This window comes from Mixta mediterraneensis (assembly GCF_030283135.1).
Classification (GTDB): Bacteria; Pseudomonadota; Gammaproteobacteria; order Enterobacterales; family Enterobacteriaceae; genus Pantoea; species Pantoea mediterraneensis.
This window is the reverse complement of record NZ_JASUAZ010000034.1, coordinates 1-22350: the sequence shown is the minus strand read 5'-3', so window position 1 is coordinate 22350 and position 22350 is coordinate 1. Positions and strand designations below refer to the sequence as shown.

The window sequence follows — 22350 nt, the reverse complement described above, 5'->3', positions numbered from 1 at the left end:
GCGCAGTAAAACTTTACGTTTATGGACACTTTTGCCGCCTGCTGAGGGCTAAATGGCTGTCGTAACATGGGCTTAAAGTATCCCATAAGGCAGTGAGAGTTTTTGTGATGGCTCTCAACTTTTAAAGTTGTATAACAAGTTAGGCTCTCGCTCCATCGTGTGCATCGTAAAGGCACACCTAAAGACAAGGTAAAAAAAGGTCGCTTTACAGGACCTGCGGGCGTGAGCAGAGCTATATCACGAGTTGTCCCGCTCCAGATAACAACAGCGGCAAGTCCGCATACAGAACTGGAAGAGGTAGAGGATGCGTAAGATCAAAGGGCTACGCTGGTATATGATCGGCCTGGTCACACTCGGCACAGTGCTGGGGTATCTGACAAGAAACACCATCGCGGTGGCAGCACCCACGTTGCAAACAGAGCTGCATATCACCACGCAGCAATATTCCTACATCATCGCCGCCTATTCGGCCTGTTATACCCTGATGCAGCCAGTCGCCGGTTATGTGCTGGACCTGCTTGGAACCAAAATTGGCTACGCCGTTTTCGCTGTACTGTGGGCCCTGTTCTGCGCCGCGACTGCGATGGCAGGCAGCTGGGGAGGATTTGCCTTAGCGCGTGGCGCGGTAGGCGCAGCCGAAGCCGCTATGATCCCGGCGGGTCTGAAGGCCAGCAGCGAATGGTTCCCTGCCAAAGAGCGTTCAGTAGCGGTAGGTTATTTCAACGTGGGTTCATCAATTGGCGCCATGCTGGCACCGCCTTTAGTCGTCTGGGCGATAATGGCGCACAGCTGGCAAATGGCCTTTATCATCACGGGTGTGTTAAGCATGGTCTGGGCACTGTGCTGGCTGGTTTTCTATAAACATCCTAAACAACAAACCAAACTGAGCGAAGAAGAGCGCCACTATATCCTTGCCGGTCAGGAGGCGCAGCATCAAACCGGCAATACGCGCAAAATGTCGGTCCGACAGATCCTGCGGAATCGACAGTTCTGGGGCATTGCACTGCCGCGCTTTCTCGCCGAACCGGCATGGGGAACCTTTAACGCGTGGATCCCGCTGTTTATGTTTAAGGTTTATGGTTTTAATCTGAAGGAAATCGCCCTGTTCGCCTGGATGCCGATGCTGTTTGCCGATATTGGCTGCATATTGGGTGGATATTTGCCTCCGCTGTTTCAGCGCTGGTTTGGCGTAAATCTGATCGTGTCACGTAAACTGGTGGTCACAATAGGTGCGGTGCTGATGATTGGTCCTGGCACCATCGGATTGTTCACCAGTCCTTATGTGGCTATCGCTCTGCTGTGTGTCGGCGGTTTCGCGCATCAGGCATTATCCGGCGCGCTAATCACCCTCTCTTCCGACGTGTTTGGTCGCAATGAAGTCGCTACCGCGAACGGTTTAACCGGCATGGCAGCCTGGACCGCCAGCACCCTGTTTGCACTGGTCGTGGGTGCGTTAGCTGATACGCTTGGCTTTAGCCCCTCTGTTTGCCGCACTGGCCGTGTTTGACTTACTGGGCGCGATTGTTATCTGGACCGTTTTGAAAAACAAACCGATCTCTGAACTGGAGCAGGAAGTGCAGGCACCGCAAGGCGCAGCTATTAGCAGTTAATCTATCGGGCTGGTTGCTGCCAGCCCTTTTCCTCTCTCACTGCAAGGTGGTATAACAACTTACCCGTTTGCCATTCTGGATCGCGCCATGGAAATCACCGAACCCCGTCGACTTTATCAACAGCTGGCTAGCGCATTAAAAAGCCGCATTGAGAGTGGCGGTTACTCCATTGGCGATAAGTTACCGGCTGAACGGTTAATTGCTGAAGAGATGGAAGTGAGCCGTACCGTGGTGCGTGAAGCCATCATTATGCTGGAAGTGGAAGGCTACGTTGAGGTGCGTAAAGGCTCAGGTATTCACGTCATCGCCAGTCAGCAACAAAATCGTGTTGCAACATTCAACCAGTTAGAATTCGCCTCTTTTGGTCCCTTTGAGCTGCTTCAGGCACGGCAGCTTATCGAAAGTAATGTCGCCGAGTTTGCGGCCACGCAAGTCACCCGCCAGGACATCATCGAATTAATGGCAATCCAGGAGAAAGCCCGCCAGGAAGACCATTTTCGCGATTCAGAATGGGACATGCAGTTCCATGTACGTATTGCGCAGTCCACACAAAACAGCGCATTAGCCGCCATTGTCGAAAAAATGTGGCTGCATCGCCTGCATAATCCTTACTGGATTAAACTCCACGAACATATCGACCAGCGCAGCATTCTGAGCTGGTGCGACGATCACGATCAAATCCTGAAAGCACTGATGCGCAAAGATCCCGCCGCCAGTAAACTGGCGATGTGGCATCATTTGGAAAATACTAAGCAGATGCTGTTTAACGCCACTGCCGATGATTTTGAATTTAATGTGGACCGTTACATGTTTGGTGAGAATCCGGTCATCCTGCCAGATGGTTCGAATACGCCACGTTGATCCCGTTGAAAATGCGCCCTTTCTGGTCAGTTAAACTGCAATAGTGTCAGGTCATGTAAAACTCCTTTTTACATGCCGGCTCACAGGGTAAAACTCCCCTTCGCCGGGCAGTTTCCCCTGTCTCGATCGCATGATTTTTGTTACAGTTATCGCCCTTTCCTTACCCTTTGCGACAGGGCTTTATAAAGTCGCTGATTTAACAATCAATTTCGGATGGATCCGGAAAAATCTGCTCAGGCTGCGCTCCTAAAATCGATAACCAAATGTCGGCCTGCGCTTAAGTCCCTCGGGACATGTTTAACAATGATGTTCAGGAATGATTGATGGATATTTTGCAAGCGTTGCTGCATGCCTTGTGGCAACAGGATTATGAAACTCTTTCCGATCCAACGCTGGTATGGGCAATTTACGGTGTATTGTTCATGATTTTGTTCCTAGAAAACGGTTTATTACCCGCTGCTTTCCTGCCTGGTGATAGTCTGCTGATTTTAGTAGGCGTGCTAATTGCCAAAGGAACCATGAGTTTTCCGCTGACTATCTTAGTTCTCACTACTGGCGCAAGTCTGGGCTGCTGGGTAAGTTACATTCAGGGCCGCTGGCTGGGTAATACGCCCACAGTACAAAAATGGTTGTCTCATCTTCCCGCCCAGTATCACCAACGCGCGCACAGTCTGTTTCATCGCCACGGCTTATCAGCCCTGCTAATTGGCCGCTTTATTGCTTTTGTGCGCACCTTACTGCCTACCATTGCTGGCCTTTCCGGCTTGAATACCGCCCGCTTTCAATTTTTCAACTGGGTAAGCGCCTTCTTATGGGTCGTCATTCTTACAGTGCTGGGCTTCGCGTTAGGCAAAACGCCAATTTTCCGCCGCTATGAAGATGAACTGATGTTCTTTCTGATGATGCTGCCGCTGGTGCTGTTGGTGATTGGTTTGGTGGGTTCTTTAATTGTGTTGTGGCGTAAACGTCAGGCCAGCCAAAACGGGAAAGCTGAGTAATGTTCATGCTGAAAGGTTTTCAAAAGCGTTGGCTACCCTGGATAACTGGCGGCGTGTTCGTGCTGATCGCACTGAGTCTGGCACCCACGTTGATGCGTCATGAAACGGTGGTACAAATCCGTGTTTCGCATGCTGGTACGCCCTTACCTGATGGTTTCTATCTTTACCAACAGCTCACCGCACAGGGTATTCGTATCAAAAGCATTACGCCTTCTGGTAATGCGCTGGTGATCCATTTCGACAGCGAAGAGCAAAGTCTGGCGGCACAAAAAGTCCTACGCCGCCTGCTGCCGCAAGGTTTTATTGTGGCGCAACACGATCAAGCTGACCGCCTGTCACTGGCGTAGCCACTTCTTTTTCCTCGTAAGGATCCCGGCTACAGTGCACAAAGCGTTGTGGCCTGGAACTTTCTGTATCTCCTCGTGTTCTTTGAACTTTTACCTGCTGGTGTCTATGCTTTAGGAATAAGTAAAGTAAAGGCTCGTCCGGATTACACTTTATCCGGTCAGTCACAGGTTAAGTCACAATGGAAGGTAATCAGCCTGATGAAACATAAATTATTGCTGGGATTCACACTCTTTTCTCTTTCAGGCTCGCTGATGGCAGGAGAGTCGCTCTGTCAGCAAAAAGAAGAGAATATTATGCAAGAAATTGACATGGCGCAGAAGCATAACAATCAGCGCCGCGTTAACGGTCTGGAGCGCGCCTTAACCGAAGTTCGCGCCAACTGTACAGATAAAAAACTTGAAGCGGCGCATCTGGAAAGAATCAATACGCAGAAACAGAAAGTTGCCGAGCGCGAACGCGAACTTAAAGCAGAGCGCCAGGACGGTAAAGACAAGGATAAGATTGCTAAACGTGAACAAAAACTGGAAGAAGCACGCCGCGAACTGAAAAAGTTACAGGCGGAGCCTTATTAATCGTATCCAATCTACTGAGGTTAAAGGAGTAATTCATGTCTAAAGATGCATCGTCTGAACATCTGCGTGCTGAGCTAAAAAATCTGGCTGATACCCTGGAAGAGGTGTTAAGCAGCAGTACAGACAAATCAAAAGGTGAACTGGACAAACTGCGCAACAAAGCGCGCGTGGCGTTAGAGAGTTCGCGTGAGCGTCTGGGTGAGTCAGGCGAACGCCTGGCAGCGACCACCCGTGAAGCCGCACAGAAAGCCGAAGGCTACGTGCGTGAAAACCCCTGGCATGGTGTTGGTATCGGTGCAGCCATTGGCGTCGCGCTGGGTATCCTCATCTCGCGGCGCTAATTATGGCTGAATCACAACAGAACCAGGGCCCGGGCAAAGGGGTCATTAATATTGGCCAGCGTATCGTTACTACGCTGGTTGGCATGGTTGAAACGCGTGTACGTCTGGCCGTCGCGGAGCTGGAAGAAGAAAAAGCGAATCTGATTCAGTTATTAATCATGGTTGGCTTGACGATGTTATTCACCGCATTTGGTTTGATGAGCCTGATGGTGCTGATTATCTGGGCGGTGGATGCGCAATATCGTTTGATGGCGATTGGCATCACGACCGCTGTTCTGTTCGCGCTGGCGTTGATCCTCGGACTCTGGACGTTACATAAGACACGTCAATCTACGCTGCTACGTCATACGCGAAAAGAACTGGAAACCGATCGTGCATTGCTTGAAGAGGAACGCTAATGAGTCGCCGCGAACGTGAAGAACGCATCCATGAGCTGCTTAACCAGGTGCAGCAACAGCGACTGGACTTAAGCGCCGCGCGCCGTGACTGGCTTTATGGCACAGCGCATTATGATCGTGGCTGGCTGACTTTTCTCAGCATACGACGTTATCTGGCTATTGGTAGTAGCGCCCTGGCTATCTGGTCCGTCCGCAGCCCGAATAAGCTGATGCGATGGGCAAAACGCGGCTTTGGTCTGTGGAGCACCTGGCGTATGTTTAAAGCCGCACTTCCTCAGCGTTAACCTCCTGTTAAAGCTGGCCCCTACTGGGCTGGCTTTCTACTGTCAGTTTTTCTGAAAAAGTTCGACAATATATCTCGCTTACAACCTTTTCAGCACGCGACTATCATCTCCAGCTATCAACCCAATGACTGGCAAAGCTGCTATCAATGGGGTTAACCGGCATGAGCTCTTTGTCCTGCCAGACTTTTAGTCCTGGAGATAATGATGAAAAACTTCGAAGATGCTGGGTTATTACTGGCTCGTATCCTGATGCCAGTCCTGTTTATTACCGCTGGCTGGGGCAAAATCACCGGCTATGCTGGGACGCAGCAATATATGGAAGTGATGGGCGTGCCGGGCTTTATGCTGCCCCTGGTGATACTGCTGGAACTGGGTGGTGGTTTGGCTATTCTGTTCGGTTTTCTGACCCGTTTTACTGCCCTATTTACTGCCGGTTTCACTATTCTGACAGCGTTGCTGTTTCACAGTAACTTTGCAGAAGGCGTCAACCAGTTGATGTTTATAAAGAATCTGACGATTGCCGGTGGTTTTCTGATATTAGGTCTGGTAGGGCCAAGCGCTTACAGTATTGATCGGCTGATCAGCAAAAAGCCCCAGGCTGCGTTAGCGCACTAATCTCTCATCAGACAAAAAGCTACATATACTTAGCAGGGCGGGGACTTTTCCTCGCCCTGTTGGCATTGGAGGCGTTATGGGCCAATTAATTGAAGGTGTCTGGCATGATACCTGGTACGATACAAAATCAACCGGTGGACGCTTTAAACGTTCAGAATCGGCGTGGCGTAACTGGATCACGGCAGATGGCAGCGCTGGCCCCAGCGGGAAGGCTGGCTTCACCGCTGAACGCGATCGTTATCATCTGTATGTTTCTCTGGCCTGTCCGTGGGCGCATCGCACGCTGCTGATGCGTAAGCTCAAAGGGCTGGAAAGCATGATTGATGTCTCAGTGGTGCACCCGTTGATGCTGGAAAATGGCTGGACCTTTGATGACGACTTCCCTGCGACAACCGGCGACAGCCTGTACCAAAACGAATTTCTCTATCAGCTCTATTTGCATGCCGATTCTCATTATACCGGTCGTGTCACTGTTCCGGTGCTGTGGGATAAGCAACAAAACACCATTGTCAGTAACGAATCTGCCGATATTGTCCGCATGTTTAACAGCGCCTTCGACGCAGTTGGCGCTCGGGCAGGCGACTATTATCCGCCTGCATTGCGGGAACAGATTGATGAGCTGAATGGCTGGATATACGACACGGTTAATAATGGTGTCTATAAAACGGGCTTCTCGACAACCCAGCAAGCCTATGATGAAGCAGTCACCGCGCTGTTCCATTCACTGTCGCGTCTTGAACAGATTTTGGGCCAACATCGCTATTTAACTGGCAACCAGTTAACAGAAGCGGACCTGCGCTTGTGGACTACATTAGTACGATTTGATCCGGTTTATGTCACGCATTTTAAGTGCGATCGCCACCGTATTAGTGATTATCTTAATCTGAGCGGTTTTTTACGGGATATTTACCAAATGCCGGGCATTGCCGAAACGGTCAATCTGCCGCATATTCGCCATCACTATTATTGCAGTCATAAAACCATCAATCCGAACGGGGTGATCTCTCTGGGTCCTGCATTTAACTGGGATGAGCCGCACGGGCGGGGATAATTCACAAAACAAAACGCCCCGCAATTTTTATCATGCGGAGCGTTGTCTGAATAAGCCGAAGCTGACCGATAAGCCGCTTTCTTTTCATGGAGAGCGTCGTGGACACTCCATCGCCGCACAAAACAAAACGCCCCGCTGATCATACGGAGCGTTGTCTGAATAAGCCGAAGCTGACCGATAAGCCGCTTTCTTTTCATGGAGAGCGTCGTGGACACTCCATCGCCGCACAAAACAAAACGCCCCGCTGATCATGCGGAGCGTTGTCTGAATAAGCCGAAGCTGACCGATAAGCCGCTTTCTTTTCATGGAGAGCGTCGTGGACACTCCATCGCCGCACAAAACAAAACGCCCCGCTGATCATGCGGGGCGTTGTCTGAATAAGTCGAAGCTGACCGTTAAGCCGGGTTCTGTCGTGGACAGTCATTCATCTAGGCCAGTAATCGCTCACTGGCTCAAGCAGCCTACCCGGGTTCAGTACGGGCCGTACCTTGTGAACCCCTATTTGGCCTTGCTCCGGGTGGAGTTTACCGTGCCACGAACTGTTGCCAGCCGCGCGGTGCGCTCTTACCGCACCCTTTCACCCTTACCTGATCCCAATTCTGGGCCATCGGCGGTTTGCTCTCTGTTGCACTGGTCGTAGGCTTGCGCCTCCCAGGCGTTACCTGGCACCCTGCCCTATGGAGCCCGGACTTTCCTCCCCTTCGCCCGTCTCCCCACAAGTGAGGACGACGACAAAGCGGCGACTGTCTGGTCAGCTTCGGCGGCGGATGATAGGGCATTCGCCCGCATTTGTCACGCTTCCTGATGCTCCAGAGCGTACTTATAAAGTGCGTTTTTCTTCACGCCATGAATCTCAGCGGTCAATGCCGCCGCTTTCTTTAACGGTAACTCTTTTTGCAATAGTGTTAAGGTGCGCAGCGCATCAGCCGGCAACGCCTCTTCATCCGCTTTATGCCCTTCCACAATCAATACCATTTCGCCTTTGCGACGATTCTCGTCCTCTTTTACCCACGCCAGTAATTCTCCCACTGGCGCACCGTAAATAGACTCCCAGGTTTTAGTCAGTTCCCGCGCCAGCACCACGTAGCGATCTGCACCGAACTCGGTAACCATATCCTGCAAACTATCCAGCAAGCGATGCGTCGATTCATAGAAAATCAGGGTTCGCGGCTCCTGGAGCACGGACCGCAGAGCATCGCAGCGCCCTTTGGATTTGGCAGGCAGAAACCCTTCGTAACAGAAACGATCGGACGGTAATCCCGCGGCGCTTAATGCTGCTATTGCGGCGCAAGCCCCTGGCAATGGCACAATGCGAATTCCCGCTTCGCGACAGCGGCGCACCAGATGATAGCCGGGATCGTTGATCAATGGCGTACCGGCATCAGAGACCAGTGCTATGCTTTGCCCTTCCTGCAGCTTCGTCAGCAACAGCTCCGCTTTTTGCTGCTCGTTGTGATCGTGAAGTGCGAAGAGCCGCGCATTGATGGCGAAATGTTGTAGCAACAGTCCGGTATGACGTGTATCTTCCGCAGCGACCAGATCGACGCTCGAAAGCACCGTCAGCGCCCGCTGGGTGATGTCACCCAAATTACCAATCGGGGTTGGAACGATGTAGAGCGTGCTGGCAGAAATATCTGCCCGATCGTGTTGTTTCATTGTTTCATCCGAATTGCCGATTTAATATTGAGCATCTTGAAAAAAACATCACTGGATACAGTATGCTTCCTTCAAAAGTCGTTCGTCATAAAGCAGGACGCTTTGTGCCTGTCCTTCTTGCAGCGCTGATTTTAGCCGCATGTAGCGGTCAAGGGCCGCAAACCCCAACCGTCAATGTTCAGGGTCCCGCTACGGGTGGATCTGCTTACTACCTACAGCAAGTGCAGCAAAGCAGCGATGATAGCAAGACCGACTGGCAATTACTTGCAATCCGCGCCTTGTTGAAGGAAGGAAAATACCCGCAAGCTAATCAACAGCTCAATCAGCTGCCTGCCCAACTTTCTGAGATACAGCAACAAGAGATGCTGCTGCTGAAAGCGCAATATCAGATCGCGCAACAGCACATGAATGACGCACTCTCGCTGCTGGGTCAGGTGAAAACCGGTTCATTATCAAAAGATGAGCTGGCACGCTATTACGGCTTGCAGATTGCCGCTTCACAGGGTCGCCCTTCACTTTCGCTGTTGCGTAATTATATTGCGCAAGAACCGCTGCTGTCGGGAGCCGATCATCAAGGCAATATTGATGCAACCTGGCAGGCACTGACGCAGATGCCACCGCAGCAGGTTAATAATCTGGTTATCAATGCAGACGAAAACGTTCTGCAGGGGTGGCTTGATTTGCTGGCTGTCTGGCGGGCTAATGCACAAGATGCCGAGATGCTAAAAGCGGGTACCAAAGACTGGCAGACACGCTATCCGCAAAATCCAGGCGCGAAAACCCTGCCGACACAGCTCAGTCAGGCACAAAACTTTTCCAGTGCTTCCACCAGCATTATTGCGCTGCTACTGCCGCTGAACGGCCAGGCGCAAATTTTTGCCAACGCGATTCAGAAAGGGTTTAACGATTCGAAGAATGGCGTCCTGACCCCAGCACCGCAGCCGACGCCAGCGCAACCGGCACCAGACGATCCCAATACCGCTACCCAGCCTGCAACCGACCCAAATGCTGTCGTCAGCCCGGCTGCGGCTGAAGTAACGCCTCCTGAACAACCGCAAACGGCGGCAACGCAGCCCGCCGTGGCCTCTGCTCCTCCCACTGAGCCTGCCAGTAATGCGCAAGTAAAAGTGTATGACACCAGCAGCCAGCCGATTCAGCAGGTGATGCAGCAAGCGCAGCAGGAGGGAGCCACCATTGTGGTCGGCCCGCTGCTGAAAAGTAATGTTGAAGCGGTCGCCAACAGTCAAACACCTTTAAACGTGCTGGCGCTTAACGAGCCTGAACAGATCCAGAACCATCCGAATATCTGTTATTTTGCGCTTTCTCCTGAAGACGAAGCACGTGATGCCGCGCACCATATATGGAATCAAGGTAAACGTCAGCCGTTGCTTCTGGCGCCGCGTAATAGTTTTGGCGATCGCGTCACCAAAGCCTTTGCGCAAGAGTGGCAATCGCTGGGAGGTAACACCGCGTTGCAACAGCGTTTCGGCTCAACTTCCGAGTTGAAACAGGGCATTAACAGCGGTGCTGGCATCGCCTTAAGCGGAACGCCGATAAATGTGACGCCTGAGCAGCCACAAGGGGTGGCTATCGCGGGTTTAACCATTCCGGCCCCTCAGTCTGGCTCGCCGGATGTCGCCAGTGCCAGCGCTGGCGGCAATATTGATTCGGTGTACATCGTCTCAACTCAGGATGAATTGCAGCTGATTAAGCCAATGATTTCCATGCGCACCGGCAGCCGCAGTAACGTCGCTCTGTATGCCAGCTCGCGTAGCTTCCAGGCAGGGGCTGGACCGGATTTCCGTCTTGAAATGGATGGCTTACAGTTCAGCGATATTCCGCTGCTTTCTGGCGTCAACCCGGCCCTGATGCAGCAGACGGCGAAATCGTTTAATAACGATTATTCGCTGGTTCGCCTTTATGCAATGGGAATTGATGCCTGGAAACTGGCCAATCACTTTAACCAAATGCGTCAGGTGCCAGGCTTTTCCCTGACGGGCAATACCGGCGAACTCAGCGCCGACACGGATTGTGTGATCAACAGGAAGTTGTCATGGAACCAGTATCGTCAGGGCGAAATCAGACCGGTCAATTAAACCGCCGACAGATTGGTGCCGAGCATGAACAGCGCGCCCGTCATCATCTTGAGCGTGCTGGCCTGAAATGGGTAGCCAGCAATGTTTACAGTCGCGGCGGTGAACTTGATCTGATAATGCGCGACGGGCATTGCTGGGTATTTGTCGAGGTGCGCTATCGACGCGATGCGCGTTTTGGTGGCGCGCTTGCCAGCGTTACCCGACAGAAACAACATAAGCTGCTGCGTGCTGCTGCATTTTGGCTGGCACAACGCGGCGGCAGTTTTGAAACAGTGAATTGCCGTTTCGACATCATTGCCATTACCGGCACGGCGCTTGAATGGTTGCCCAATGCCTTTAATACCGACGTTTAGAGCCAGGTGGTCGTGTGCAGGACAGAATAAAAGCATGTTTTACAGAAAGTATCCAAACCCAGATTGCCGCAGCGGAAGCGCTGCCTGATGCAATTTCCCGTGCGGCAATGACGTTGGTGCAGTCATTGCTGAACGGCAACAAAATCCTCAGCTGTGGTAATGGCGCATCCGCCGCTAACGCGCAGCATTTCGCAGCCAGCATGATCAATCGCTTTGAAGCCGAGCGTCCCAGCCTGCCTGTGCTGGCGTTAAGTGCGGATAACGTTATGCTGACGGCAATCGCTAACGATCGACTTCACGATGAAATTTATGCCAAGCAGGTTCGTGCGCTAGGCCAGGCGGGCGACGTCCTGTTAGCCATCTCGACTCGCGGTAACACCCGTGACATTGTTAAAGCGGTAGAAGCAGCCGTAACGCGCGATATGACTATCGTTGCGCTTACCGGTTATGATGGCGGTGAACTCGCTGGATTGCTGGGACCGCATGACGTGGAAATTCGTATTCCCTCACACCGTAGCGCACGCATCCAGGAGATGCATATGTTGACGCTCAACTGCTTGTGCGATCTTATCGACAATACTCTGTTCCCACACCAGGAATGACTGAAGGAGCAATAATGAAAGCATTGAATGCTGTAGCCATTCTTTTAACCGCCATGATGTTACAGGGCTGTGTCGCTGTGGTTGCCGGCAGCGCCGCCGTTGCGACTAAAACCGCGACCGATCCACGCTCGGTAGGCACACAGGTTGATGACGGGACCCTGGAATTACGCGTATCTAATGCACTGGCAAAAGATCAGCAAATCAAAACGGATGCACGCGTAATTGCGACGGCTTATCAGGGCAAAGTCCTGCTGACTGGCCAGGCTCCTACGCAGGAGATCGCCAATCGCGCCAGGCAAATCACTCTGGGCGTAGACGGTGCAACTGAAGTCTATAACGAGATCCGTATTGGACAGAAAGTGAGTCTCGGCACTTCATCATCCGATACCTGGATCACGACAAAAATCCGCTCGCAGCTGTTAGGCAGCGATCAGGTGAAATCATCCAATGTGAAAGTGACAACAGAAAACGGCGAAGTGTTCTTATTAGGTCTGGTGACACCTCAGGAAGGCCAGGCTGCAGCCGATGTTGCCAGCCGCGTAAGTGGTGTGAAACACGTGACCACCGCTTTCACTATGCTGAAGTAAGTCAGGGCCGCACGAAAGCCCGAAAGGTAGAGCGTCCCACCGCCATGGACGGCGTGGGTTAAGTAGTCATCCAGGCCGGACGTCCGGCCTGGATGACTTGTATTGACGAGCTGTTACTCTCTTCAGGACAAGCTGACTGTCTGTTTTATACCGGAATATCAACCACTAATAGCCGGGTTGGCGTTTTCGCCATCAGCCTGATTTGCCGTTCTTCCTGTAAGAAAGCCCCATCACCACAACCCAAATTTTCCTGTTGATCTGCGCCCGCGAAAGCAGCCAGCGAGCCATGAATCGATTGCAGATAAGCGCGTGGACCGTGCAGCAGCAACAGATGCTCTTCGCCCGGCGCAAGCGCGACCTGATGGATCCATACCTGCTGTCGTAGCTGCAGGCTGCCTTCCGTACCGTCTGGCGATGCCAGTAGCTGTGAAGTCTGACCTTCTGGTAACTCTATTTTTTGCATCCGCGGATTTTCATGTTCCGGACACGCTGCGAGCCATAACTGCATCCGCGTTAATGGCCGCTCTTTACTGAGATTGATTTCGCTGTAGCTGACGCCCTGCTGCGTAGAAAGCAACGCAGCTTCACCTTCATTCACGATAATGTGGTTGCCTTCACTGTCGCGATATTCTGCTTCGCCCTGCAACACAATATTCAACACATCAACCTGCGGGTAGGTACGCGGCTGGAACGAAGCGCCAGGAGCCAGCACTTCCTGATTCAATACGCGTAGCGAGGCATAACCCATTAATTTGGGATCGAAATAGTGACCAAAAGAGAAACTGTAGCGCGCCTGCAACCAACCGAAATCGGCTTGTCCACAAGCGGACGCACTGCGTGTCGTAATCATTGTTTGCCTCCCACGCCCGGCGGCAAAAGGCTGCCGCGGACTCTATACGCTTATGGTAAAAGGCTGGACGCCGGATTGTTAGCCAGTTAATCTGCCGGGAATGTTCAAATTTCCTGAAAGAGACCGGGATGGCTAAAGACCGCGCGTTAACCCTTGAAGCTTTACGTGTGATGGATGCAATTGATCGGCGGGGAAGTTTTGCTGCAGCAGCGGATGAACTGGGTCGCGTTCCCTCTGCCCTCAGCTATACCATGCAAAAGCTGGAAGAGGAGCTGGATGTCGTCTTGTTCGACCGTTCCGGCCACCGTACTAAGTTCACCAATGTCGGAAGAATGCTGCTTGAGCGGGGTCGTGTGTTATTAGAAGCCGCCGACAAGCTGACAACGGATGCGGAAGCATTAGCACGCGGCTGGGAAACCCATTTAACTATCGTCACAGAAGCCCTGGTGCCAACAGAGGCGCTCTTTCCGCTGGTGACCCGGCTGGCAGACAAAGCTAACACGCAGATCGCGTTAATCACAGAAGTGTTGGCAGGTGCATGGGAAAGACTGGAACAAGGCCGTGCCGATATTGTCGTTGCACCAGATATGCACTTTCGCGCCTCGACCGAAATCAACACCCGCAAGCTGTACACGATGATGAGCGTTTACGTCGCCAGCGCAGATCATCCGATTCACCGCGAGCCCGAACCCCTATCGGAAGTGACGCGCGTAAAATATCGCGGCATTGCAGTAGCAGACACCGCACGCGAGCGTCCGGTATTGACCGTACAACTGCTGGATAAACAACAGCGTCTGACGGTAAGCAGCATGGACGATAAACGCCGCGCGTTACTGGCAGGACTCGGCGTCGCCACCATGCCCTATTCGCTGATAGAACAGGATATTGCTGAAGGTCGTCTACGCGTAGTCAGCCCGGAATATACCCGCGAAGTGGATATTATTATGGCATGGCGTCGCGACAGCATGGGTGAAGCCAAGGCATGGTGTTTACGCGAGATCCCGCGACTGTTGGCCAGGAAAAATAGTGCTTCATAGGCATATTCCGCGTTTTTCTACAACCGGCTCAGGCAATCCATGGCCACCACTTTGAAACTGAAAAAATCACTGCTGTCACGCAATCTTGTCATTGCTCGCTCGCGCATAAAGGTCACGAATAAATCATAAATTGCCATTGCCTCTTCATATTCGCTTTTGCTGATCGCCAGCAAGAAAATGACATAGGCCGTATCATCGCCCCAGGCAATACCCTGCGGAGCCAGCACGGTATAGACCACCGTTTTCTTCTCCAGCAATCCCAGCGAGTGCGGCAAGGCAATACCTTCGCCCAGCATAGTGCTGACAATGGTTTCACGCTCTACTACCGACTGATGAAATGCACCATCAACGCATCCTTCTGTTTCAAGCTGCTCGCAAAGCTGACTGAAAAGTTGCAACTGCGTTATCGGGTGATCGACAATCAGAAAATGCTGAGCATCAAAAAATTTCTCCAGCATATAAGGCCGTGTGCGATCCACCAGCACCAGCTTGCCAATCTGCTCTAACTGAAAACCGGTAGGAAATGGCGACATCACTACCACTGGTTTTTCCTTTTCAGAGAGGCGGATAGTAGAGATGACAAAATCCTCATCAATGCGGTTGCGCGCTTCGTATTCACGCTGCGACAAACGTGCCGTGACTTGTAACTGCGGATATTTACGCATCAGCATCGCTTCGATCATGCGCAGCGTTGAATTGCCGCTATCGCACACCAGCAGCACGCGCGGGTGGCGCTGATAGCCAACGTCGTAATGACGCTCAAGCCCCACGCCAACATGCAGCACCAGAAAGCCGATTTCATTTTCGCTGATAACATAAGGCGTGTATTTCCCCCAGCTGGTTACCGCTGCCAGCGTCACGTCATATGCCATCGGATAATGCTGTTTGATATTGCTTAACAATGGGTTAGGTATGTCAATTTGATAGCGCACCCGTGTGATCATGGTTTTAATATGAGTGAGCAAGTCGGCGCGCAGCTGTTCATCGTTTTGCAGATTGAAATTGTAATGGGCGTTAATATAGCTGAGCAGGTAATCCACCAGCGCATCGGCGTCGTCGGCATTAATGGCGCTGGGTGCCACATCCTGAATGCGCCGTGCCGCGATATTAACGCGCAGCCAGTTCTCTTCTGCCAGCGAAATCGGTTTACTGACTAAGGGACGCATTTGATTAATCAGATTGTGCGCCGCTTCACGCACTTCATCACCGATGTCTTCCGCGCCGGGATCGTTCAGCGGATAGCCTTCACTGATGCGGCGCACCGCTACCGCGCAGTAAATCCGCAAGTAACGTTCACCTTCATCGCTAAGACGAATATTGTGGCAGGCAAAACAGAGCTGCAACATGGGCTGCAACGTTTCCAGCATACCGCTGTTTAACGCTTCAATCGTCATCAGCGGACTGTCCGGTTGTTCCTGATCGATTTGCCACAGCAGATCAGTTAAACAGGTGCGGATCGCGACTTCACTGCCAAACAGCTTCATACCGTAATGTGGCTTACTTTCGATAGTGAGATGATACCGGCCCAGCCATTCACGCACTTCGGCCATATCATTCTGTAGCGTAGCGCGGCTGACAAACCACTCTTCTGCCAGATCTTCCAGCTTGAGCGAATAGGCTGCGGTAAGAAATCGGGTAAGCAAATAGCGAGTGCGTTCCGCCGAGGTACGCGGCACACGCAACGGCGAGCGGGTTTGTTGCTGAAGATGAAGGAAGCGCTGGGCGTCCTCGACCTTGAGCTGATACCCCGCTCCCCGGTTCAGTACAAACTGCGCACCGTGCTGCTCCAGCAGCGCATTAAGTGCGGTGATGTCAGTACGCACCGTGCGGGTAGACACGGCGAAACGCCGGGCCAGTTCATCCTGTGGCAGCGTTTCGTTTTGCAATGCGTCAAACAGTTGCGCAAGGCGTTGATTGGGAAATCTCACCATGTCCTACCTGTAGCAGCAGTTGGAAGAAGCCTGCCAAAACGTCAGACTACGAAGTTCCTCGTCCAACGTCCATTAGTACCTATTCCCGGCGCACCATCCTGTGCGCGAGGACGTAAGATCGCTTATCAGGCCAGCAGTTTTTTACATATCTTCAGAAGCTGGCGCACATCTTTCACGCGAGTTTCTCCGCTGTCTTTATCAATGATCGAACTGTAAACGTGTGGGATCACTTTGCTCACGCCAGCATCCAGCGCAATGCGTACGATCTCTTCGACGTTGTTCAGATCGATGCCACCGGTCGGCTCCAGCCAAAAATCTTGTCTGGCGCAGGCTTCCGCCACCGCACGATACTCATTGATCGCTTGCAGGCCACCCATTGGAAAATATTTCACTGAGCTGCCACCCATATCTTTCAACAGCGCAATGGCTGTTTCGATTGGCACAATACCATCGCTACGTTGCGAACTCAGCGGCCCGGTAGATATTTTCACTTTACCCGGCGTGCCGGTCGGTGAAATCAGGCCATTCACCACAGTTTGCGTTTGTCCCAGCAGTGCGCGACTCATGCCAACGCCGGTAAAAACCTGGTTGATATGCTGTGGTTGTAGCACCGCTGAGATCTCACTCACCATTTTGGATTGATTTGGATCGCCGGCCCCCAGACCAACCGACAGTGCATTGTCGATCAGTGCCGCATACTCGCGCATATCGGCAATCGCCGCCTCATTACTGGCATAGTTTTTGGATAGCACGCCAACCAACACATGCCCTTCAGCAGCCTGCCAAATGGCGCGTGCGTTCTCTTTTGAGCCTGCCAGCACATTCAGGCATAAGCGATCCTGATAAAAATTTGGCGTCAGCGTCATGCGTTTTTTGCTCCGTTTAACAATGCCTGGATTGAGGTGAAGATAATATGAAGTTGATCGGCGCTTACGCTGCGGACATCCGCTTCGATAATGCCTTCGTTCGCTTTATAGCCACGGAAGTAAATCGCAATATCGCCATTTTTCAGGGTCTGAACCAGATCGCCCGTGCGTAGATTAATCACCGCTTCATCAAATTTGATTTCAGCGCGGGCAATGTCACGTCCAGCTGCGTCCCAAACCACGCGCGCTGTTACACCGCTTAACGTGTTGAGGTTTTCAATAAATGGCGTCATTTTCTCGACCATCTGCGCACCGCTGGTTTTCTCGTGCGTCAGATAGTTTTCAATCGCCTGAGTCAGACCAAGAATGCCCTCTTTGCCCACTTTCATTGCCCGGCCAATACCGTTGCTCTGGCGTTTTACCCACTCAACGTAACGCTGCTTGCCAGTCACCAGCCCACTGGTGGGGCCTTCGATAGCTTTTGCGCCGCTGTAAATCACCAGGTCTGCACCTGACTGGTAGTAACACTGCAAATCTTCTTCAGCCGCCGCATCGACAATTAACGACACGCCATGTTTGCGCGCAACCACCGCTGCCTGCTCAACGCTCAGGTGACTTTTCTGCACGCAATGATGAGATTTCACGTAAAGGATCGCTGCCGTCTGCGGAGTAATTGCTGCAGCCAGCTGCTCTGGTGAACATTCGTTACTGTATCCTGCCTCGACCAAATGACCGCCGCCAAGCGCGACCATCGTCCCCACCGGCGCGCCGAAGTTCACGTTATGCCCCTTTGGCATCACAATCTCGTGCGGCACGGTAAGCGGCGCGGTATGCAGATTATCCAGCAACCAGTCATTATCTTTGACAATCACCGCCGCCACGCTTTGGGCAATACCCGCTGACGCGCAGGACACCACAACGGCATCTTCAACGCCCAGCAAACCGGCAATATACGCACCCGTTTTATTGATCAGATCTTTTACTTCGAAGTAGTGATCGAGACCATATTTCACCGTGTCGATCACATCTGCTGATGGCGTAGATACGCCCAGGATCGTCATACGGCCGGAAGCGTTAATAACCTGCTTCAGGCCATATTTTTCATAAATTGAAGACATTGGCTTTTCCTTCTTCAGTCACGATCCACTCTCCAGCCACCACAGCCGCTAGCGGAACCAGATGTTTCCCGCCCTCAACCCGCTCGCCTTCAGAATCAACGAACGGGCAAGCTTCCTCTTTCACTGTAAAAATGGTCAGGTCAGCGTCGTAGCCCACCTCAAGGCGTCCTTTATGCGCCAGGCGTAAACCATCCGCCGCTTTCCGCGTTACGCGGTCGATCACCTGCGGCAGCGTCATGCCAACGCTGAAAAATTTCGACATCACGTGTGCCAGGTTATGCACCGGGCCATTCAGGCGGTTGCGACAGTAAATGTCGGAGCTGATGCTGTCAGGCAGAATACCCTGTGCAATGGCGACGCGTGCAACTTCAAAACTGAAGCTGGCGCTACCGTGCCCGACGTCCAGGCGCACGCCGCGCGCGATAGCATTTTTCACCGCCGTTTTGAGTTCGCCCTGCGGGGATAAAATGCGGTTGGGTTTGCCGTTATAGCAATGAGTAATGATGTCGCCGGAACTGAGCAAATCGGCAATATCGTCGAGGTTAGGGGGATTGTTGCCGATGTGCACCATCAGTGGCAGATTACCCACTGCCTTCTGAATCGCTTTGGCTTTTATCAACGGCTGAATGCCGTTTTCGCCCACCACGCTGCTGCTCATACGCGCTTTGAGTCCGACAATAAAATCTGGCAGGCGTGCAACGGCTTGCTCAACCGCAGCGCCATCAATCTGCGCCATATCAGCCAGCTCATTCTGGGTAACAATGCCGGTACGGGCAATGTTAATCAGTGCATACACCTGGGTTAGCGCCGCCCGCGTCAGTTGATAGAAATCGTCAATGTGTTGCGCGCCCGTGCTGCCCGCGTCAATAACCGTAGTCACCCCCTGACTGACGCCAATCGCATCGGCTTCATCATGATAAATCGGGGATTTCGGATAGCAGTGAACGTGAGCATCGATCCACCCGGCGCTGAGATAATAGCGTCCCGCCAGGTTGCGTTCGCTTTTCGCTTCGCCCTGGACACTACCGATGACGGCAATTTTGCCATCCTGCACGGCAATATCGACCAGTCGTTCATCGCTCAGTCGTGCATCACGAATAATCAAGTCGAACATGGATACTCCTTAACGGCAGCCCACTGATGAGCTGCCTGCCCTGTCAAAGTGCAATCGGGAAAATGGCACCCAGAATCATCGCGCCCAAAATTGCACCGCCCGTAATCGGTTTGTTCCAGAGATAGAACAGCAGCGCTCCCAGCAGCGAGCCGAGGCCAATTGGAATCGAGGCGGCCATCGCCGACAAAATGATTAGCGGCCCCAGAAAGCGACCCGAAGCATTACCGGCGCCCATCATCACATCCGCGCCATAAGTAGAGTCGCTTTGATTGATGGTGAATTTGCGCGCCAGAATAATGACGTAACCAATCGCCACACCAATCACCAGGCCGGTTGCCAGCGAGGCGGCAAAATTCGCCACCGGAAACACAATTCCTGCGCCTAAGAGCAGTGCGGGAACCCCAAGGCCAATACCGGTTTGAATCGCGCCGCCGATGTCGAGAATGCCCACCAGCGATCCTTCAATGATGCGCGCAAACAAGAAGCTGGCACCAAACGCCGCCACCGCCCCGTAGACGCCGGTTTCCATACCAGAACGCAACATCGAGACAAATGCCACTTCGTTAAAGGCGCCAATACCGTACAGGTAGTACATGTGCGTACCGGCGAACACGCCAGAGGAAAGCAGGCCAACAAAAATCGGGAACGACCAGTCGGCGTACCAGAAACCTTTATTTTCGTTCATGGAGATCGCCTCTTATTTTCCGCTCATCGAGTTGTGGATCATATCGAGCCAGCCGGGGATACCCAGCTGGAAAGACTGCAACAGCTTCATATCGAAGCCACGGAAAAAGCCGCTGAGTACAAACAACAAAATAATGACCAACATCATTATTTTGGTGACCTTGTTCCAGCCACTCTCCTCAACGCCTTTACCAATCAGGATACCTAATACCAGCCCTGGCACCGCGTTCCCCATGATCAGCTGCGCCAGGCCGCCAAAAATGGTCGCCCAGAAGCCAGATTTCTTACCCGCATCGATAGCTGCAAGCCAGAAAATTACCGGCATCACGGTGTTCACCAGTAAGTTCGCGGCTGGCACCAGGACTTTCACTGCCGTAACCTGCAACGCCGCTGGCACCGCTGAAGCCGTTGAATTGAGAAACGCCACCACAACCATGCCAATAATGCCGCAGGCGATAGCCATTTTTTTCGGATCGTGCAGCGTTTCTGCCACGTTACGGTTTTTCACCATCAGCGCGGCTGCGCCCCAGTTAGGAATGATGCGATGATCGACATCCTGCGTGAAGGAACCCGCCGCAACGGATGAAGCCCAGGCGTTAAAGAAAAAACCGAGACCAAAGGAAAAATGGGACGCTGGATCGCCCTCGCACGAGTTCAACTCGCCAAGGGTACGAAAAGCGCCCATGCCTTGTGTGGTGGGCGCATAGAACATACGCGCCGCACCTGCACCGACGCCTACCCCAACCAGCCCGCCGATGATCAACGATTTAAACAAAATGATTAAAAACATAAAGTTGTACCTTTGTTTTTCGTTTTTGTTTGCCCTAAACAATCCGCATAGCAGAAGAGTAATAAGCTTGTGCGTACCCGGAAGCTTACTGAGTAAGTGGCGGGGCCGGACACACGCAACCACCGCATCTGCAGCCTGAAGTGTGACGGGTAGTTAGGGCGTCGCCGTAAACGCAACCTGTTCGGTATCGATTACGGTAACGCTGACGGTAATCTCCAGCTCAACGCTGTAACTCCGCCGCTGGCGCGCCAAAAAGAAAAAGAGAAACTTTTCGGTTTTGACGCTCTCCTGCGCGCGTAGCACCCGCACATCTTCGGGTTCTATGCGCAACAGAATTTTTTGCGTGGCGCGCAAAACCTGGTTTTGCACGCGACTCAGCGCATCGGCGAACGCTTTTGCTTTGGTGTCGCCCTTGCCCTGCACCGCCACCTGAGTAACGTAATGTTCTTTCATGGTTAGCTGCCGTGCTTCTTGTTCCACGCCTGCACCAGACGCTCTCCTAACTCTTCTTTATCCATAAAGCCAAACCCTAAAACGGTAGCGCCGTCGTTGATGGCGGTGACACCTTCGTCGATTGAGCGCATGCCATGCCTGGCTTTGTAACCATATTTATTCTGTGCCGTGATGGCGCCCGCGCCGCCGCTGCCGCAGAACGAAATGCCAAAGTCGGCATTTTCTGCTTTCATCGCGTCGCCAAGCTTCATGTCTGCCGCAACGCCAGGCACCACTACCGCGCGACCGCCAGCTTTCTCAATACCCGCCGCCACTTTCTGTCCTTTACCTAAACGATCGCCAATCACTACTGTTACCATGTTGAACTCCTGAAATGTTTATGGATTTTTACGCTTCATCGCGGCTTCACCGACAGCAGCGAAGCCTGTCCGATGATGGTCAGCACGCAGAAACCGGCGCGCACTGAAGGACATATGAATCCCGATGACTCCCCGACAATCCAGTGGCGAGTCAGCCAGATAAATTAATGCGATCGCGCGACTTCGATATGCACTGACAACAGCCACGCCTCTTCAACCGGTAAATTGCCAAACAGATCCACCACCTGCTGCGCCAGCTGCATGGTTTCTGGTGAAATATCCTCGAACAGTTCAGCTTCTACTTCCGGTAGTGGCTCGCCGCTCAATGAACGCGATGCCATGGCGCGAACGTGTGACACCAGCATTTGCTGCTGAACCGCATTGGGCTGGATACCGTGCTGCTCATATATCACGGCGATTTGCTGCATTATCTTGTCCGCTAACTGCTGGACTCTCTCCGGGGGCGCGTCTTGCACCGGAACGCCGTCATGACTCACCTTACTACTCCTGTTAAAACTGGATAATTCGCATTGAAAATAAATTACGTGAACACTCGCCAGCTGTGGAGACGCAACTTTTCCAGATGAAAGTGGAAATCAACGTGAGTACCGTGCGTCAGATCGCAGGATGCAGGGTTAGTGAGATCGCAGTCGCGTTATGCGTAATATGAAGAGAAAGTGTCAGCGCTATGCGTAAATCATGCGGTGAATAATGAAAGCAGCTTTTTGCCGCGCTGAGAGATAAGCAAAAACGATGATGAAAAAACGCCGGTCAGC

Annotated in this window: 25 protein-coding genes, 1 other RNA gene and 1 pseudogene; 15 read left to right on the top strand and 12 right to left on the bottom strand. The window is 52.4% G+C overall.

Annotated elements, in window-relative coordinates; genetic code table 11:
* Nucleotides 1–304: 304 nt before the first annotated feature.
* The 10 genes and pseudogenes from QRY16_RS16470 to QRY16_RS16425 all read left to right on the top strand — a co-directional run bounded on the left by QRY16_RS16470 (nucleotide 305) and on the right by QRY16_RS16425 (nucleotide 7078).
* A pseudogene (locus QRY16_RS16470) lies at nucleotides 305–1610 on the top strand (MFS transporter).
* Nucleotides 1611–1697: 87 nt separating this feature from the next.
* Complete coding sequence (gene exuR, locus QRY16_RS16465) at nucleotides 1698–2471, top strand: transcriptional regulator ExuR (RefSeq protein ID WP_193406487.1); 774 nt, start codon at nucleotides 1698–1700, stop codon at nucleotides 2469–2471.
* Nucleotides 2472–2794: 323 nt separating this feature from the next.
* On the top strand, nucleotides 2795–3469 hold the full coding sequence (locus QRY16_RS16460; protein WP_289777357.1) for a DedA family protein: 675 nt from the start codon (nucleotides 2795–2797) through the stop codon (nucleotides 3467–3469).
* Nucleotides 3469–3816: an EnvZ/OmpR regulon moderator MzrA gene (gene mzrA, locus QRY16_RS16455; protein ID WP_193406485.1), complete on the top strand. Its 348-nt coding sequence runs from the start codon at nucleotides 3469–3471 to the stop codon at nucleotides 3814–3816. The genes QRY16_RS16460 and mzrA overlap by 1 nt, the downstream gene beginning before the upstream one ends.
* Nucleotides 3817–4014: 198 nt before the next feature.
* The gene (locus QRY16_RS16450) at nucleotides 4015–4389 is read left to right on the top strand and encodes a DUF1090 domain-containing protein (RefSeq protein WP_193406544.1); all 375 of its coding nucleotides are present in this window, start codon (nucleotides 4015–4017) and stop codon (nucleotides 4387–4389) included.
* A gap of 35 nt (nucleotides 4390–4424) precedes the next feature.
* Nucleotides 4425–4730, top strand: coding sequence for an ElaB/YgaM/YqjD family protein (locus QRY16_RS16445; RefSeq protein WP_193406484.1), 306 nt, complete (start codon nucleotides 4425–4427; stop codon nucleotides 4728–4730).
* 2 nt (nucleotides 4731–4732) lie between these two features.
* Entirely contained in the window at nucleotides 4733–5128 is a 396-nt protein-coding gene (locus QRY16_RS16440; protein WP_193406483.1) for a phage holin family protein, read from the top strand.
* Nucleotides 5128–5412, top strand: a complete 285-nt coding sequence (locus tag QRY16_RS16435; RefSeq protein ID WP_193406482.1) for a YqjK-like family protein — start codon at nucleotides 5128–5130, stop codon at nucleotides 5410–5412. The genes QRY16_RS16440 and QRY16_RS16435 overlap by 1 nt, the downstream gene beginning before the upstream one ends.
* Nucleotides 5413–5616: 204 nt before the next feature.
* Nucleotides 5617–6027: a DoxX family protein gene (locus QRY16_RS16430; RefSeq protein WP_289777366.1), complete on the top strand. Its 411-nt coding sequence runs from the start codon at nucleotides 5617–5619 to the stop codon at nucleotides 6025–6027.
* 76 nt (nucleotides 6028–6103) lie between these two features.
* The gene (locus tag QRY16_RS16425) at nucleotides 6104–7078 is read left to right on the top strand and encodes a glutathione S-transferase family protein (RefSeq protein WP_289777356.1); all 975 of its coding nucleotides are present in this window, start codon (nucleotides 6104–6106) and stop codon (nucleotides 7076–7078) included.
* Between the two features lie 380 nt (nucleotides 7079–7458).
* Here QRY16_RS16425 and rnpB read toward each other — a convergent pair.
* Both rnpB and rsmI read right to left on the bottom strand, forming a co-directional pair.
* An RNA gene (rnpB, locus tag QRY16_RS16420) (RNase P RNA component class A) lies at nucleotides 7459–7837 on the bottom strand.
* Nucleotides 7838–7870: 33 nt separating this feature from the next.
* Nucleotides 7871–8734 carry a 16S rRNA (cytidine(1402)-2'-O)-methyltransferase gene (rsmI, locus tag QRY16_RS16415; RefSeq protein WP_193406480.1) on the bottom strand — a complete coding sequence of 288 codons (864 nt, stop codon included), beginning with the start codon at nucleotides 8732–8734 and terminating at the stop codon, nucleotides 7871–7873.
* Between the two features lie 62 nt (nucleotides 8735–8796).
* On the opposite strand from rsmI, the gene QRY16_RS16410 reads away from it, so the two are divergent.
* Genes QRY16_RS16410 through dolP form a run of 4 tightly spaced genes read left to right on the top strand, consistent with a single transcriptional unit; the run spans nucleotide 8797 to nucleotide 12372 of the window.
* Nucleotides 8797–10830 carry a penicillin-binding protein activator gene (locus QRY16_RS16410; protein WP_289777355.1) on the top strand — a complete coding sequence of 678 codons (2034 nt, stop codon included), beginning with the start codon at nucleotides 8797–8799 and terminating at the stop codon, nucleotides 10828–10830.
* Nucleotides 10788–11183, top strand: a complete 396-nt coding sequence (locus QRY16_RS16405) for a YraN family protein (protein WP_193406478.1) — start codon at nucleotides 10788–10790, stop codon at nucleotides 11181–11183. The genes QRY16_RS16410 and QRY16_RS16405 overlap by 43 nt, the downstream gene beginning before the upstream one ends.
* Nucleotides 11184–11197: 14 nt before the next feature.
* Nucleotides 11198–11785, top strand: coding sequence for a DnaA initiator-associating protein DiaA (diaA, locus tag QRY16_RS16400; RefSeq protein ID WP_289777354.1), 588 nt, complete (start codon nucleotides 11198–11200; stop codon nucleotides 11783–11785).
* Nucleotides 11786–11799: 14 nt separating this feature from the next.
* Nucleotides 11800–12372 (top strand): division/outer membrane stress-associated lipid-binding lipoprotein, encoded by a 573-nt coding sequence (gene dolP, locus QRY16_RS16395; RefSeq protein WP_193406476.1) that lies wholly within the window; start codon nucleotides 11800–11802, stop codon nucleotides 12370–12372.
* Nucleotides 12373–12517: 145 nt separating this feature from the next.
* On the opposite strand, the gene QRY16_RS16390 is transcribed toward dolP, so the two are convergent.
* Nucleotides 12518–13222: a pirin family protein gene (locus tag QRY16_RS16390; RefSeq protein WP_289777353.1), complete on the bottom strand. Its 705-nt coding sequence runs from the start codon at nucleotides 13220–13222 to the stop codon at nucleotides 12518–12520.
* Nucleotides 13223–13350: 128 nt separating this feature from the next.
* On the opposite strand from QRY16_RS16390, the gene QRY16_RS16385 reads away from it, so the two are divergent.
* Entirely contained in the window at nucleotides 13351–14259 is a 909-nt protein-coding gene (locus QRY16_RS16385; RefSeq protein ID WP_289777352.1) for a LysR family transcriptional regulator, read from the top strand.
* A gap of 17 nt (nucleotides 14260–14276) precedes the next feature.
* Here QRY16_RS16385 and QRY16_RS16380 read toward each other — a convergent pair whose 3' ends face one another.
* The 9 genes from QRY16_RS16380 to QRY16_RS16340 all read right to left on the bottom strand — a co-directional run bounded on the left by QRY16_RS16380 (nucleotide 14277) and on the right by QRY16_RS16340 (nucleotide 22071).
* Nucleotides 14277–16187 (bottom strand): BglG family transcription antiterminator, encoded by a 1911-nt coding sequence (locus tag QRY16_RS16380; protein WP_289777365.1) that lies wholly within the window; start codon nucleotides 16185–16187, stop codon nucleotides 14277–14279.
* Between the two features lie 128 nt (nucleotides 16188–16315).
* On the bottom strand, nucleotides 16316–17056 hold the full coding sequence (gene dagF / locus QRY16_RS16375) for a 2-dehydro-3-deoxy-phosphogluconate aldolase (RefSeq protein ID WP_289777351.1): 741 nt from the start codon (nucleotides 17054–17056) through the stop codon (nucleotides 16316–16318).
* Nucleotides 17053–18174, bottom strand: coding sequence for a DgaE family pyridoxal phosphate-dependent ammonia lyase (locus QRY16_RS16370; RefSeq protein WP_193406472.1), 1122 nt, complete (start codon nucleotides 18172–18174; stop codon nucleotides 17053–17055). The genes dagF and QRY16_RS16370 overlap by 4 nt, the downstream gene beginning before the upstream one ends.
* A complete protein-coding gene (locus QRY16_RS16365) occupies nucleotides 18158–19288 on the bottom strand; it encodes an amidohydrolase/deacetylase family metallohydrolase (protein WP_289777350.1) in 1131 nt (376 codons plus the stop codon). Before QRY16_RS16365 ends, QRY16_RS16370 begins: the two co-directional genes overlap by 17 nt.
* 43 nt (nucleotides 19289–19331) lie before the next feature.
* Entirely contained in the window at nucleotides 19332–19973 is a 642-nt protein-coding gene (locus QRY16_RS16360; RefSeq protein ID WP_289777349.1) for a DUF4310 family protein, read from the bottom strand.
* Nucleotides 19974–19985: 12 nt separating this feature from the next.
* Nucleotides 19986–20762, bottom strand: a complete 777-nt coding sequence (locus tag QRY16_RS16355; RefSeq protein ID WP_289777348.1) for a DUF4311 domain-containing protein — start codon at nucleotides 20760–20762, stop codon at nucleotides 19986–19988.
* A 153-nt stretch (nucleotides 20763–20915) separates the two neighbouring features.
* A complete protein-coding gene (locus QRY16_RS16350; protein WP_289777347.1) occupies nucleotides 20916–21215 on the bottom strand; it encodes a DUF4312 family protein in 300 nt (99 codons plus the stop codon).
* Between the two features lie 2 nt (nucleotides 21216–21217).
* Nucleotides 21218–21574, bottom strand: a complete 357-nt coding sequence (locus QRY16_RS16345) for an SFCGS family glycine-rich protein (protein ID WP_289777346.1) — start codon at nucleotides 21572–21574, stop codon at nucleotides 21218–21220.
* A 164-nt stretch (nucleotides 21575–21738) separates the two neighbouring features.
* Nucleotides 21739–22071 carry a glycine dehydrogenase gene (locus tag QRY16_RS16340; RefSeq protein ID WP_289777345.1) on the bottom strand — a complete coding sequence of 111 codons (333 nt, stop codon included), beginning with the start codon at nucleotides 22069–22071 and terminating at the stop codon, nucleotides 21739–21741.
* Between the last annotated feature and the right edge of the window lie 279 nt (nucleotides 22072–22350).

Bases quoted from the DNA above. Each gene is read 5' to 3' on its own strand.
- QRY16_RS16360 (WP_289777349.1), bottom strand. From the start codon at position 19,973: ATGAACGAAAATAAAGGTTTCTGGTACGCCGACTGGTCGTTCCCGATT.
- QRY16_RS16370 (WP_193406472.1), bottom strand. From the start codon at position 18,174: ATGTCTTCAATTTATGAAAAATATGGCCTGAAGCAGGTTATTAACGCT.
- QRY16_RS16390 (WP_289777353.1), bottom strand. From the start codon at position 13,222: ATGATTACGACACGCAGTGCGTCCGCTTGTGGACAAGCCGATTTCGGT.
- QRY16_RS16460 (WP_289777357.1), top strand. From the start codon at position 2,795: ATGGATATTTTGCAAGCGTTGCTGCATGCCTTGTGGCAACAGGATTAT.
- QRY16_RS16440 (WP_193406483.1), top strand. From the start codon at position 4,733: ATGGCTGAATCACAACAGAACCAGGGCCCGGGCAAAGGGGTCATTAAT.
- QRY16_RS16450 (WP_193406544.1), top strand. From the start codon at position 4,015: ATGAAACATAAATTATTGCTGGGATTCACACTCTTTTCTCTTTCAGGC.
- QRY16_RS16445 (WP_193406484.1), top strand. From the start codon at position 4,425: ATGTCTAAAGATGCATCGTCTGAACATCTGCGTGCTGAGCTAAAAAAT.
- QRY16_RS16355 (WP_289777348.1), bottom strand. From the start codon at position 20,762: ATGTTTTTAATCATTTTGTTTAAATCGTTGATCATCGGCGGGCTGGTT.
- QRY16_RS16435 (WP_193406482.1), top strand. From the start codon at position 5,128: ATGAGTCGCCGCGAACGTGAAGAACGCATCCATGAGCTGCTTAACCAG.
- QRY16_RS16430 (WP_289777366.1), top strand. From the start codon at position 5,617: ATGAAAAACTTCGAAGATGCTGGGTTATTACTGGCTCGTATCCTGATG.
- exuR (WP_193406487.1), top strand. From the start codon at position 1,698: ATGGAAATCACCGAACCCCGTCGACTTTATCAACAGCTGGCTAGCGCA.
- QRY16_RS16405 (WP_193406478.1), top strand. From the start codon at position 10,788: ATGGAACCAGTATCGTCAGGGCGAAATCAGACCGGTCAATTAAACCGC.
- QRY16_RS16345 (WP_289777346.1), bottom strand. From the start codon at position 21,574: ATGGTAACAGTAGTGATTGGCGATCGTTTAGGTAAAGGACAGAAAGTG.
- rsmI (WP_193406480.1), bottom strand. From the start codon at position 8,734: ATGAAACAACACGATCGGGCAGATATTTCTGCCAGCACGCTCTACATC.
- QRY16_RS16410 (WP_289777355.1), top strand. From the start codon at position 8,797: ATGCTTCCTTCAAAAGTCGTTCGTCATAAAGCAGGACGCTTTGTGCCT.
- dagF (WP_289777351.1), bottom strand. From the start codon at position 17,056: ATGACGCTGACGCCAAATTTTTATCAGGATCGCTTATGCCTGAATGTG.
- mzrA (WP_193406485.1), top strand. From the start codon at position 3,469: ATGTTCATGCTGAAAGGTTTTCAAAAGCGTTGGCTACCCTGGATAACT.
- QRY16_RS16365 (WP_289777350.1), bottom strand. From the start codon at position 19,288: ATGTTCGACTTGATTATTCGTGATGCACGACTGAGCGATGAACGACTG.
- dolP (WP_193406476.1), top strand. From the start codon at position 11,800: ATGAAAGCATTGAATGCTGTAGCCATTCTTTTAACCGCCATGATGTTA.
- QRY16_RS16385 (WP_289777352.1), top strand. From the start codon at position 13,351: ATGGCTAAAGACCGCGCGTTAACCCTTGAAGCTTTACGTGTGATGGAT.
- QRY16_RS16425 (WP_289777356.1), top strand. From the start codon at position 6,104: ATGGGCCAATTAATTGAAGGTGTCTGGCATGATACCTGGTACGATACA.
- QRY16_RS16350 (WP_289777347.1), bottom strand. From the start codon at position 21,215: ATGAAAGAACATTACGTTACTCAGGTGGCGGTGCAGGGCAAGGGCGAC.